The 12,025-nt window shown below is 71.6% G+C and carries 10 protein-coding genes; 8 read left to right on the top strand and 2 right to left on the bottom strand.

Annotated features, from left to right (window positions below; translation table 11 throughout):
• Nucleotides 1-425: 425 nt before the first annotated feature.
• From SSP24_RS38095 to SSP24_RS38085, 3 genes are all read left to right on the top strand, one after another.
• Complete coding sequence (locus tag SSP24_RS38095; RefSeq protein ID WP_141315130.1) at nucleotides 426-1,154, top strand: hypothetical protein; 729 nt, start codon at nucleotides 426-428, stop codon at nucleotides 1,152-1,154.
• A 128-nt stretch (nucleotides 1,155-1,282) separates the two neighbouring features.
• Nucleotides 1,283-3,697 (top strand): endopeptidase La, encoded by a 2,415-nt coding sequence (lon, locus tag SSP24_RS38090; RefSeq protein ID WP_141315126.1) that lies wholly within the window; start codon nucleotides 1,283-1,285, stop codon nucleotides 3,695-3,697.
• Nucleotides 3,698-3,898: 201 nt separating this feature from the next.
• Nucleotides 3,899-4,327, top strand: coding sequence for a hypothetical protein (locus SSP24_RS38085; protein WP_141315124.1), 429 nt, complete (start codon nucleotides 3,899-3,901; stop codon nucleotides 4,325-4,327).
• A gap of 63 nt (nucleotides 4,328-4,390) precedes the next feature.
• Here the strand turns inward: SSP24_RS38085 and SSP24_RS38080 are convergent, their stop codons facing one another.
• Nucleotides 4,391-5,221 (bottom strand): lysozyme, encoded by an 831-nt coding sequence (locus tag SSP24_RS38080; RefSeq protein WP_141315122.1) that lies wholly within the window; start codon nucleotides 5,219-5,221, stop codon nucleotides 4,391-4,393.
• A gap of 204 nt (nucleotides 5,222-5,425) precedes the next feature.
• Here SSP24_RS38080 and SSP24_RS38075 point away from each other — a divergent pair, with 204 nt between their 5' ends.
• Entirely contained in the window at nucleotides 5,426-5,935 is a 510-nt protein-coding gene (locus tag SSP24_RS38075; protein ID WP_229865193.1) for a MarR family winged helix-turn-helix transcriptional regulator, read from the top strand.
• Nucleotides 5,936-5,946: 11 nt separating this feature from the next.
• On the opposite strand, the gene SSP24_RS38070 is transcribed toward SSP24_RS38075, so the two are convergent.
• Nucleotides 5,947-6,735: a protein phosphatase 2C domain-containing protein gene (locus SSP24_RS38070; RefSeq protein WP_141315120.1), complete on the bottom strand. Its 789-nt coding sequence runs from the start codon at nucleotides 6,733-6,735 to the stop codon at nucleotides 5,947-5,949.
• A gap of 363 nt (nucleotides 6,736-7,098) precedes the next feature.
• Here SSP24_RS38070 and SSP24_RS38065 point away from each other — a divergent pair, with 363 nt between their 5' ends.
• The 4 genes from SSP24_RS38065 to SSP24_RS38050 are packed head-to-tail and all read left to right on the top strand — an operon-like array spanning nucleotide 7,099 to nucleotide 12,023.
• Nucleotides 7,099-10,488, top strand: coding sequence for a sensor histidine kinase (locus tag SSP24_RS38065; RefSeq protein ID WP_444546199.1), 3,390 nt, complete (start codon nucleotides 7,099-7,101; stop codon nucleotides 10,486-10,488).
• A complete protein-coding gene (locus tag SSP24_RS38060) occupies nucleotides 10,485-10,988 on the top strand; it encodes a roadblock/LC7 domain-containing protein (protein ID WP_141315118.1) in 504 nt (167 codons plus the stop codon). Before SSP24_RS38065 ends, SSP24_RS38060 begins: the two co-directional genes overlap by 4 nt.
• A complete protein-coding gene (locus tag SSP24_RS38055) occupies nucleotides 10,985-11,404 on the top strand; it encodes a DUF742 domain-containing protein (protein WP_141315116.1) in 420 nt (139 codons plus the stop codon). The genes SSP24_RS38060 and SSP24_RS38055 overlap by 4 nt, the downstream gene beginning before the upstream one ends.
• On the top strand, nucleotides 11,385-12,023 hold the full coding sequence (locus tag SSP24_RS38050) for a GTP-binding protein (protein ID WP_141315114.1): 639 nt from the start codon (nucleotides 11,385-11,387) through the stop codon (nucleotides 12,021-12,023). Before SSP24_RS38055 ends, SSP24_RS38050 begins: the two co-directional genes overlap by 20 nt.
• Nucleotides 12,024-12,025: the final 2 nt, after the last annotated feature.

The following is a 12,025-nucleotide window of genomic DNA, read 5'->3' as shown; positions in this document are numbered from 1 at the left end:
AACGGGCGGCGTGCCGATCCGGCGGGTGGAACGGGGCGCGGGCCGCTGAGGGGCGGCCGGGGTACGCCGTCGCTGCCGCACGGGCAGGCCGTGGGTGAGGAGGGGATGTCATGACCGACCGGCCCTCCTTCGGACGCCGGGTCGCCGCGTCGCTGCTCGGCGTCGAGCGTGCCGGACGCGCGCCCGCGGAGGTCGCGGCGCGGCGTCGTCTGCCGTTCGGCAGGCGGTTGTTGGCCGCGGTGCTGGGGGTGCGGGTGGGGCCGCAGCGGGAGGCCCCGGCTGTGGCGGTGAGCGCGAGCGAGCAGGCGGAATCCGCGTCAATTCCGGCGCCTGCGCCTGAGCCGAGACCCGCTCCGGGACCGACGCCCGCACCGTACAAGGCCGTTGCCCACGCCCCGGCAGCGACGAACACCGTTCCGCAGCATCTGCTGAGCGAGGACCGCCAGGAATACGAGCGGCTCCTCGACGAGGCGCTGCGCTCCGCACCCCACCGGCCTGATCTGGCCGCTGTGGGACAGCGGCTCAACCCCGATCAACTGCGCGCCATGGCGCTCAACGCCACCGCGCTCATCACGGCGTCCGCCGCGAGCCAGTACCAGCACTACGTGCAGGTTCGCGAGGAACTGCGCCGCCCGGCGCCGCTCGCCGGTGCCGGGGAAGGGGTTCCCGAGGGCGACGCTTCGAGCGCCCTCGTCGTCACCGCGGTCCTCGCCCCCGTCGTCGGTGGTACGGCGGCCGCGATCTTCCTGTTCGTCGGGTACCTCCTGACCATGTTCGATCCCGAGCCGGACTTCGCCCGGACCCTGATCACCACCGGTTGGGTGTTCGGCGCGGTGACCGCCGTCTCGATCCTGGTGGCCGCCGTCGGGCTGCTCGTCACCGCACTGCGCAACCAGCGCTCGTCGACTGCCGGACGCGACGAACTCGGCGACGAGGTGGCCCGGGCCAGGGAAGCCTGGCGCGAGGCCCTGATGGAGCGCGGCATCCTGCCCTTCCTGCGGGCGGCAGTGGCCGACCCCGGCTCGCCCCCGGGCCCCGTCACGGCCTCGCCGACCAGCCGCATCCCCCACCTCGGCTATTCCCGCCCGGACTTCACCGGCCCTCAGCCTCAGCCAGGCAGCACCCCCGCCTCCCACGAACAGCAGTCGGACTGAGCCCCCGGTCCCTCCCTCCCCAACCCTCCCTCCCAGTGATCGCTCACAGCGAACGCGCCCCGGGGAACAATGCGCCGCGCCCAAGCATTGAGTCGGCATAGCTCAACTTGACTGCCGAAGGGGAGATCATGGCTTCGACGTCCACACCGCTCACCCTGCCTGTGCTGCCGCTCGACGGCGAGGTCGTCCTGCCCGGGATGGTGGTTCCGCTGGATCTGAGCGACGCAGATGTCCGGGCCGCGGTGGAGGCCGCGCAAGCCGCTGCCCGATCCGCGCCGGGCAAGCCCAAGGTGCTGCTGGTGCCCCGCATCGACGGCACCTACGCGAGCACGGGTGTGCTCGGCACGGTCGAGCAGGTCGGACGGCTCGCCGACGGTGACCCGGGTGCCCTGATCCGAGGGCGGGGCCGGGTGCGGATCGGCGCCGGGACCACCGGGCCGGGTGCGGCGCTGTGGGTCGAGGGGACCAGGGTCGACGAGAGCGTGCCGGAGCCGTTGCCCGGGCATGTCGCCGAGCTGGTCAAGGAGTACAAGGCGCTCGCCACCGCCTGGCTGAAGAAGCGCGGCGCCTGGCAGGTCGTCGACCGGGTGCAGGCCATCGACGAGGTGTCCGCCCTCGCCGACAACTCGGGCTACTCACCCTTCCTGACCCTGGACCAGAAGATCGAGCTGCTGGAGACCGCCGACCCCGTCGCCCGCCTCAAGCTCGCCACCCAGCAGCTGCGCGACCACCTCGCCGAGCAGGACGTCGCCGAGACCATCGCCAAGGACGTCCAGGAGGGCGTCGACAAGCAGCAGCGGGAGTTCCTGCTGCGGCGGCAGCTGGAGGCCGTACGCAAGGAGCTGCGTGAGCTGAACGGCGAGCAGGAGGGCGAGGAGTCGGACGACTACCGCGCCCGGGTCGAGGCCGCCGATCTGCCCGAGAAGGTGCGGGAGGCCGCGCTGAAGGAGGTCGACAAGCTGGAGCGGGCCTCCGACCAGTCGCCCGAGGGTTCGTGGATCCGCACCTGGCTCGACACCGTGCTCGAACTGCCGTGGAACGAGCGGACCGAGGACTCGTACGACATCCAGGGCGCGAAGGCCGTGCTGGACGCCGAGCACGCCGGCCTTGAGGACGTGAAGGAGCGGATCACCGAGTACCTGGCGGTCCGCAAGCGCCGTTCCGAGCGCGGGCTCGGGATCGTCGGTGGCCGGCGTGGCGGTGCCGTGCTGGCGCTGGTCGGTCCGCCCGGCGTCGGCAAGACCAGCCTCGGTGAGTCCGTGGCGCACGCCATGGGGCGCAAGTTCGTACGGGTCGCCCTGGGCGGCGTCCGTGACGAGGCCGAGATCCGCGGCCACCGGCGTACGTACGTCGGCGCGCTGCCCGGTCGGGTCGTCCGCGCCATCAAGGAGGCCGGGTCGATGAACCCGGTCGTGCTGCTCGACGAGATCGACAAGGTGGGGTCGGACTTCCGTGGCGACCCGGCCGCGGCCCTGCTGGAGGTCCTGGACCCCGCGCAGAACCACACCTTCCGCGACCACTACCTCGAAGTCGAACTCGACCTGTCCGACGTCGTCTTCCTCGCCACCGCCAACGTCCTTGAGGCCATCCCGGAGGCCCTGCTCGACCGTATGGAGCTGGTCCGGCTCGACGGCTACACCGAGGACGAGAAGGTCGTCATCGCCCGCGACCACCTGGTGCCCCGTCAGCTGGAGCGTGCCGGGCTGGACAAGGACGAGGTGACCCTCGACGAGAGCGCGCTGCGCAAGCTGGCCGGCGAGTACACGCGCGAGGCGGGCGTGCGCAACCTGGAGCGGTCGGTCGCCCGGCTGCTGCGCAAGGTGGCCGCCCAGCATGAACTGGGCGAGCGGAAGCTGCCGTTCACCGTCACGGACGCCGACCTGCGCGGTCTCATCGGCCGGCCGCACCACGTGCCCGAGTCCGCCCAGGACCCGGCCGAGCGGCGGACGTCGGTGCCGGGCGTCGCGACCGGGCTCGCGGTGACGGGCGCCGGCGGTGACGTCCTCTACGTCGAGGCGTCGCTGTCCGACCCGGAGACGGGCGCGGCGGGGCTGACCCTGACCGGCCAGCTGGGCGACGTGATGAAGGAGAGCGCGCAGATCGCCCTGTCCTTCCTGCGCAGCCACGGCGCCGAGCTGGAGCTGCCGGTCGCCGACCTGAAGGACCGGGGCGTGCACATCCACTTCCCGGCGGGCGCGGTGCCGAAGGACGGCCCGAGCGCGGGCATCACCATGACGACCGCGCTGGCCTCGCTGCTCTCCGGCCGCCTGGTCCGCACGGACGTGGCGATGACCGGTGAGGTCTCGCTGACCGGCCGCGTGCTGCCCATCGGCGGCGTGAAGCAGAAGCTGCTCGCCGCGCACCGGGCGGGCGTCACCACCGTGATCATCCCCAAGCGCAACGAGCCCGACCTGGACGACGTCCCGGCGGAGGTGCTGGACAAGCTCGACGTCCACGCCGTCACCGATGTCCGCCAGGTCCTGCAGCTGGCGCTGTCGCCGGCCACGCACGGCGCGGCGCCGGAGGTTCCGGTCGCGGCGTGACGGACGCGATCGGAAAAGGGAAGGCCCGGGTCCCGTGAGGGAGGCCCGGGCCTTCGCCTTGTAACCCCCATTCCGCGTGGCGTCAAGTCCCGAATCTTCGGAACATGACCCATTTGCCACGTTTCGGCCTACTTGAAGTGCGGGCCTCACCGGACACACCGGACAGTGCGAAGGGCCCTCGGAGAGTAGGAGAAACCCGCGATGCGCACGAAGGAAGACAAGCAGGAAGTCCGTCCGAAGCCGAAGCGTGGAATCCGTCTCGCGACATTCGTGGCCTCGGGTGCGGTGGCCGCCGGAGGGATGTTCCTCTCGGCGGGCGCGGCCTCGGCGTCCCCGATGCCCGAATCGGCCGTGAGCACGGTCGTCCAGCACGGTGACCATGGGCACTCGTACAAGCACTGCTGGTTCCACAAGCACCACAAGCACGGGCACTGGCACAAGCACTGCAAGTGGGTCAAGGTCGACCACCATCACCACGACCACCACGATCACGACCACGACCGCCACTGGAAGGACAAGCACGACAGTCACTGGAAGGACAAGGACGACCACCACAAGCGGGACAAGCACGACCGCGACAAGAACGACAAGCACGACCGCGACAAGAACGACAAGCACGACCGCGACTGAGCCGCACCGGTTCGCTGCCCCGCCGTCCCTCGACCGGCGGGGCAGCGCCGTGTCCGTCCGGAGCTATCCGAGGGCGAGCGCCTGCAACCGGTCGTACGCCCCGTTGAACCGGTCGTGATCACCGACGATCGGGCCGGTCGAGGTGTACTGCCACATGGTGTAGTACGACCACCCCGCCGGCAGCGTCCCCACGGTCGACGCGTAGCGCGCGATCCACAGCGGGTTGCCGGCGCCGAAGCCCGAGTAGTTGCCGGTGCACTGGGTCCACCAGCTGGTTGCCGTGTAGATCACGGCGTCACGGCCCGTGCGGGCCTTGTAGGTGTTCAGGAAGTCGCGGATCCAGGAGACCATCTGGCTCTGCGTCTTGCCGTAGCAGGTGGCGCCGTACGGGTTCCACTCGATGTCGAGGGCGCCGGGGAGCGTCTTGCCGTCGCGGGACCAGCCGCCGCCGTTGTCGACGAAGAAGTTCGCCTGTGCGGCGCCGCTCGTGGTGTCGGGGGTGGCGAAGTGGTACGCGCCGCGGATCATGCCGACGTTGTACGAGCCGTTGTACTGCTGGGCGAAGTACGGGTTCTCGTAGTACGTCCCCTCGGTGGCCTTCACATACGCCCACCTGACGCCGCTGTCCCACAGGGACTGCCAGGCGACGTTGCCCTGGTGGCTGCTGACGTCGACGCCTTCTGTCTGGGTGGCGTTGCCGGGAGCGGGCGTGCCGTGCTGGCCGTCGTGCGCCACGACGCCCATGCCCATGTGGGCGGTGCCGCGTGCGGGCACGTCGGCCGCGCCGGCCGGGGCCGTCAGGGCGGGGGAGAGGGCGAGGGTCAGGGCGGCGAGCAGGATCCCGACGAGGGTGAGCCGCCGAGGTCGGGTGGTTCCGGGTCTGTGCACGGGCATGGCGTGCCTTTCGAAGACTCGGTGGTGCTCGTGTGGGGAATCGCCTGGCGTGTGCATGCCAGTCAGTGCCTGGTCGAAGACGCTACGCACGTAGACCACCGGGTGGGAAGGGGGGTCGGAGGCTGCCGTTGGTCTACGCCTGCGAAATACTGACGGAGCTGCGGCGATACCGGCCGCCTGGCGACAACTTTCAGGACCGGGAAAATGGATCAGGGTGCTGACGTGCACGAGGGCGGAAACGACGGCAGACATCGAGGCGAAGCGGACGCGTCGCCAAGTGGTGTGGACCAGGAGTTCCTGGCGCTGGAGCGCGAGCTGACGGTGTTCCTGCGGCGGGCCCGCGCGAACCAGGGCGAGATGGCGCGCGCCGTCCACCCCGACCTGGAGTCGGCGGCGTACGGACTGCTCGTACGCCTGGACGAGTGCGGCCGGCAGCGGGCCACCGAGCTCGCCGCCTACATCGGCGTCGGCAAGGCCACCATGTCCCGTCAGCTGCGCGCCCTGGAGGAGCTGGGCCTGGTGGCCCGCGAACCCGACCCCGCGGACGGCCGGGCCTGGCTGGTGCACCTGACCGATGAGGGCCGGACCCGGGTGCAGCGCGTCCGGGAGGCCCGCCGCGCCCGCTACGTCAGCAAGCTCGCCCACTGGGACCGCCGCGAGGTGGCGGAACTCGCTCGGCTGCTGCACCAGTTGAACTCCGGGATGGAGAAGTAGCGCAGGCCGCCTCAGAGCTCCGCGTACACGGCCGTCGCGTCGTCGTGGGTCTTGCTGCGGCCCAGATACGTCCGCTCCTCGCGGTCGGCGATCTCCCGTGCCCGTACCCGGTCGACCAGCGCCTCCACGCCGTTCTTGCGCACGAAGGTGAACAGGTCCGTCCAGTCGCCCTCCCGGAACGTCTCCGTCCACCGGGTCGCGCCGTCCGTCAGCGCGGCCAGCGCCCGCACTCGGCTGCGCGGCAGCACCCCGGTCACCGCCCGCTCGGCCACCGACGGATCCGCGGCCGCCGTGAAGAAGCCGCCCTCCTTGTTGCGGACCGTGGCGTCGATCAGGGCGTCGGTGGCCAGGGTTGCCCGGGGCAGCCGGGCCAGGCGGTCGTCGAGGTGGGGGGCGACCAGGCCGTCGGGGGACTCCACCAGCAGGACCGAGTCGGAGAGGACCAGGTACTCGACGGTCTCCCGTGACCAGCGGGCGAGGACCACGGTTGCCTGCGGGGTTCTCGGGTGAGAAAGGTCACAGGTTTCCCGGTGCGCCTCGGCGGTACGCGCGATGGCACGGGCCAGGGCGTCGGACAGGGGAACATCCGGGAGTGAAACGGTCAGTTCGGTCAGGGCCCCGCCCAGGCGGGCGGTGTACCAGTGAACGGAATGCAGACAGCCGGTGCCGTCCCTCGGCGGGGTCACCCCGTCCAGCACCACGAGGGAACCGCCCTGTCCGCAGGCGGGTAGTCCGACACTGGCGAAGTCCTCGTTGGGGCGGGCCGGGTCACCCGGCCGGGAAACAAGTTCCGTGCGCATCCGGCCAGTCTGCACGACCCCTTCACCGCGTCCGCGAAAGGGTGGCAACGGTCGCCGAATCACCGTACCGCCGCAGGTCAGCCGTCGGATTTGAGCCGGAATGGCGGACTCCGGGAAGGCGTGGCGGCGAATACTGCCAAAGCCCGCCGCCGACGTCCAACCGGCGCACCTTTCCAGGCCGACGCAAGCGCCGCAGGAACTTGCCCGCCAACTCCCCTCCGATGTTCACTCCTTCGGGTGGCCGGTCGGGTGATGTGCGATGACCGACCACTGGCACTGGGAGGGTCGGGGACCGTACGTACCGGGTGGCGGGCACACCAGTTGACGGGGCGTCACCCGGGCCCATGGGTACACGAGTCAGGAATGCGAGCACCGGTGCAGAAGACGCGGCCTCGGCGCACAGGCAAGCAGACGGCCTCCGAGGGGGGCGCGGAGCGCACCCCTGTCGGCAAGGGCCGCCCGACCCACGTACGCAACCGGCTCATCGTGGCCGTTGCCGTCGTGGCCGCCGCCATCGCCGGTGCGGGCACACCCTCCGTGATCGCCGCCTCCGGGCAGCTCAGCGACAGCCAGGACCTGGTCACGCTGAGCGGGCAGACGCAGGACGCGCTCGCGCTCGCCCACTCCCTGGCGGACGAGCGGGACGAGGTCACCTCCTACATCGCGGCCGGGCGGCCCAAGTCCAAGGCGCCCTCCGAGCAGCGCAGCGCGCGCGTCGACCGGCAGGTCGAGGAACTGCGCGCGAACACCGACACCCCGGCAGAGCTGCGCTCGGACCTGGACGGGATCGCCACCGTACGAAGGGCGGCGCTCACCGGACAGAGCACTGCTCTGCAGGCGCACGAGGCCTACTCCGACGCCATAGCCGAGCTGCACCGGCTCGCCGAGGACCTCGCCGAGCAGCTGCCGCCCCGCGCGGGCTCCGGTGCGTACGCCCTCGCCGAACTCGACACCGCCGTCCAGCAGGCCGCCGCCACCCGGGGCTTGCTCCTCGCCGCCCTCAGCGTGCCCAGCACGACCCAGACGGTCTACGACCCCGTCACCGGCTTGCCCACCGAGACCAGGGTCTCCTCCGAGGCCGACAGCAAGCAGCGCGCCGCTCTCACCGCCGCCGCCCAGCAGGCCCGGCTGCGGTCCGACTCCGCGCTCGCCGACTTCCAGGACACCGCCACCAAGGCCGCCCGCGGCACTTACGACTCCACGGTCACCGGCCCCGAGGTCAACTCCGCCGACAAGTACCTCGCCGCCCTCACCGACGAGCCCACCCTCTCCGACGAGGACCTCGGCACCAGCGCCGACAAGCTGAACGCCGCCCTCACCGCCCGTATCGACCTGATGCGCGGTGCCGAGTCCTCCCTCTACGAGCGCCGCACCACCGCCCTGGAGCAGCTGCGCGACGACGACGTCACCGCGCTGGAGATCCGCATCGCGATCCTCGGCGCCCTGATGCTGCTCGCCGTCGGCGTCGCCACCGGCATGGCCCGCAGCCTCACCCGCCCGCTCGCCGTGCTGCGCCTCGGCTCCGCGCGGCTGGCTGCCGCCGAGGACCCGGCCGCACAGGAACCGGTCAAGTTCACGGGCCGCAACGACGAGTTCGCCCAAGTGGTCCGTTCCGTCAACGCCCTGCACGCGCACGCCGTCGCCCTGCACGAGCGGATCACCACCCTGGAGGCCGACCGCAAGCACCTGGTCGGCCAGCGGCAGAAGATGGCCGACGCCCGTGAGGGCCTGCGCACCGAACTCGGCGAGTCGGCCGCGCAGCTGGAGCGGTTGCGCGAGAGCATCGGCGGCACCTTCGTCAACCTCGCGCTGCGCACGCTCGGTCTGGTGGAGCGTCAGCTCGGGGTCATCGAGGGCCTGGAGGAGCGCGAGCAGGACCCCGAGCGGCTCGCCACCCTCTTCAAGCTCGACCACTTCGCCACCGTGATGCGCCGGCACAGCGAGAACCTGCTCGTGCTGGCCGGAACCGAGCACGTCCAGCAGCACGCGGGCCCGGTTCCGATGGTCGATGTCGTACGGGCCGCGGTCAGCGAGATCGAGCGGTACGAGCGGGTGCGGATCACCGCGCTGCCGCCGCATGCGCACATAGCCGGTTTCGCCGCGGACGACCTCTCCCACCTCCTGGCCGAACTCATGGAGAACGCCACCTCGTTCTCCCCGCCCGACGTGCCCGTCGAGGTCTCCGGCTGGCTGCTGGAGAACGGCGAGGTGATGCTCTCCGTCCAGGACGAGGGCATCGGGATGACGGGCGATCGCATGACCCGGCTCAACGCCCGGCTCGCCGACTTCGACCCCGAGTCGCCGTACGACCAGGAGGGCGAGGACGGTCTCGGGCTCGGCCTGTACGTCGTCGCCCGGCTCGCCCACCGGCACGGGGTGCGTGTGCAGCTGCGCGAGCAGAAGCAGGGCGGCATCGCGGCGGTCGTGGTCCTGCCCCAGCCGCTGCTCGCGGAGGCCACACCGGCCGCCGTCCCGTCCCCCACACCCGCGTCCCTCTCCGAGGCCACGCACACCTTCTCTCTACCCGGCGCGGACGCGGAGGCCAACTCCAACGTCCTCCACGGTCGCTCGAAGAACGCGGACCCACTGGTGGCACTGGCGGAGCGCGCGGTACGTGCGAAGCAGGACGCTCCGGAGTCCCCGGCCGAGACCACGATGGAACTCCTGCTTCCGGAACAGCCGAGCGAGGACGCCGCGGGGGCGGACGAGGGCCAGGAGTCGCGGGCTGACCAGAGCCCGGAGCGGCGGGCCGCGCAGGGCCCGGAGGGTGAGCGGGCCCGGGAGTTGCGGGCTGACCAGAGCCCGGAGCGGAGGGCCGCGCAGGGCCTGGAGGGTGAGCGGGGCCCGGACTCGCGGGTCGAGCAGGGCTCGGAGCGGTCGGCCGTGCAGGATGCGGACGGCGAGCGGGCCCGGGAGTTGTGGGCCGAGCAGGGCTCGGAGCGGTCGGCCGTGCAGGGTTCGGACGGCGAGCGGGCCCAGGAGTTGCGGGCCGAGCAGGGCTCTGAGCAGTCGGTCCAGCAGGACCCGGCCGCCGAACGCGCCTCTGAGCGGTCGGTCCGGCAGGACCCGGGTGCCGTGCGCGCCCCGCAGGGCGAGCAGGTCCGGGACGGGTCCGCCGACCAGGCCCCGGCCCCGGAGCACGCCGTGCCGCACGCCTCCGCCACCGCCGATCCCTACGCCATCGGCCCCGACACCCACGAGCGCACCCCCGACGAGGGCGACGAGCCCGAGCCCGTTACTGACAAAGGGCTGCCCAAGCGCACGCCCAGGATCAACGCGCCCGCGTCGGCGCCCCGGCCGCGCACCGGGGCCGTCGACGCAGACGCGCTGCGCCGTCGCCTGGGCGGCTTCCGCCAGGGCGCGGAGGCCGGCCGACGGGACGTCGAGGCGGAGATCGCCGAGCGCACGAGCCAGACGCCAACACCGTCCACCCCGACACCGGACGCCACGACCCGCGATGGGTCATCCCACGGCGTCACGGACCACGACGCCACGATCCGCGACGGGTCACCCCACGGCGCCACGGACCACGACGCCACGACCCGCGACGCGTCACCCCACGACGCCACGGACCACCACGCAGCGCTGCCCGTCGCAGCCACCGGTGCCGCAGTCACCCGCACCGCAGCTACCCGCGCCGTCGCACCCCGCGACGCGACAACGACCACCCGCGACGACGTCGCGGAGAGCGACCGAGCGCATGCACATGCCGAAGAATCCACGGGGGGCACCGTCGAGGAGGCAAGCAGTTGACCGCGCCCAGTACCTTCGGACTGAGCAGTGAGGCCCGCAATCTGCACTGGCTGCTGACGAACCTCGTCGAGGAGGTGCCCGGCATCCTCTCCGTCGCGGTGGTCTCCTCCGACGGACTGCTGCTGCTCTCCTCCGACCCGGGCCGCAACGCCCAGGCCCGGGACACCAGAGCCGCCCGCCCCACCGGCCCCCGCGGCTCCTCCGCCGACCTCGCCACCATCGTCTCCGGCATCGGCAGCCTCACCATCGGCGCCGCCAAGCTGCTGGACTTCGGCCCGGTGAAGCACACCATGGTCGCGATGGACGAGGGCAGCCTGTTCGTGATGTCGATCAGCGACGGCTCGCTGCTCGGGGTACACGGCTCCGCGGACTGCGACATGAGTGTGGTCGCGTACCACATGGCACTCTTCGTCGGCCGCGCCGGCCACGTCCTGACCCCCGAACTCCGCAGCGAGCTCCGAAAATCCCTGGAGTCCGAACCGACGGGGAGTGCCCGATGAGCAGTACACCCGGTACGCCGAAGAAGCTCCCGGTGCGCGGCGGCGACCGCAAGCCCGCCCGCGTCCGCCCGTACTCGCTCACCGGCGGCCGTACCCGCTTCGGGCACGTGCTGCTGGTGGAGACGTTCGTGGCGGCGCTGGACGCGCCCGAGGAGCGCAAGGAACTGACGAACGGCCACCTGAAGACCACGGTCATGCCGGAGCTGCGGGCCATCGTCGAACTGTGCCGCCGGATGCGCACGGTGGCCGAGATCGCCGCGCTGCTGAGGATGCCGCTCGGCGTGGTCCGCGTGCTGCTCAGCGATCTCGCGGACCAGGGAAGAATCCGTGTGTACGGAACGGGAACCGGCCACGGCACGGGCCGGCCGGACCGCGCTCTGCTGGAAAGGGTGCTGAGTGGACTCCGTCGTCTCTGACGCCGCTCCCGGCGTCTCCCCGCTCGTCGAACCCGACGAGAACCTGAAGTCCTGGCAGACGGACCGCACCCGCGCCCCCATCGCCACCAAGATCGTGGTGGCGGGCGGCTTCGGCGTCGGCAAGACCACGCTGGTCACCTCCGTCTCGGAGATCACGCCGCTGCAGACCGAGGCGCTGATGACCGAGGCGAGCGAGGACACCGACGACCTCACCGCCACGCCGGGCAAGCTGACCACCACGGTCGCCATGGACTTCGGCCGTATCACGCTCGACGACGACCTGGTGCTCTACCTGTTCGGCACGCCGGGCCAGCAGCGGTTCTGGTTCATGTGGGACGACCTGGTGCGCGGCGCGATCGGCGCGGTGGTCATGGCCGACACCCGCCGCCTGAAGGACTGCTTCCCCGCGCTCGACTACTTCGAGAGCTGCGGACTGCCGTACGTCGTCGCGGTCAACCACTTCGACGGCAGTGAGCTGTTCGAGCCCGAGGACGTGCGGGAGGCGCTGACCATCCCGAAGCACATACCCGTCATGATCATGGACGCGCGCCGCCGGATCACCGTGATCGAGACCCTCCTGGCCCTCGTCGGCCACGCGCTCGACGAAACACCCGAGTAGAC

This window comes from Streptomyces spinoverrucosus, from assembly GCF_006539505.1.
Taxonomy (GTDB): domain Bacteria; phylum Actinomycetota; class Actinomycetes; order Streptomycetales; family Streptomycetaceae; genus Streptomyces; species Streptomyces spinoverrucosus.
This window is presented reverse-complemented; position numbering and strand designations above follow the sequence as displayed.

What these genes read in the sequence shown, in the direction of transcription:
- lon (WP_141315126.1), top strand. Translation starts at nt 1,283, where the DNA reads ATGGCTTCGACGTCCACACCGCTCACCCTGCCTGTGCTGCCGCTCGAC.
- SSP24_RS38085 (WP_141315124.1), top strand. Translation starts at nt 3,899, where the DNA reads ATGCGCACGAAGGAAGACAAGCAGGAAGTCCGTCCGAAGCCGAAGCGT.
- SSP24_RS38080 (WP_141315122.1), bottom strand. Translation starts at nt 5,221, where the DNA reads ATGCCCGTGCACAGACCCGGAACCACCCGACCTCGGCGGCTCACCCTC.
- SSP24_RS38075 (WP_229865193.1), top strand. Translation starts at nt 5,426, where the DNA reads ATGGATCAGGGTGCTGACGTGCACGAGGGCGGAAACGACGGCAGACAT.
- SSP24_RS38070 (WP_141315120.1), bottom strand. Translation starts at nt 6,735, where the DNA reads ATGCGCACGGAACTTGTTTCCCGGCCGGGTGACCCGGCCCGCCCCAAC.
- SSP24_RS38065 (WP_444546199.1), top strand. Translation starts at nt 7,099, where the DNA reads ATGCGAGCACCGGTGCAGAAGACGCGGCCTCGGCGCACAGGCAAGCAG.
- SSP24_RS38055 (WP_141315116.1), top strand. Translation starts at nt 10,985, where the DNA reads ATGAGCAGTACACCCGGTACGCCGAAGAAGCTCCCGGTGCGCGGCGGC.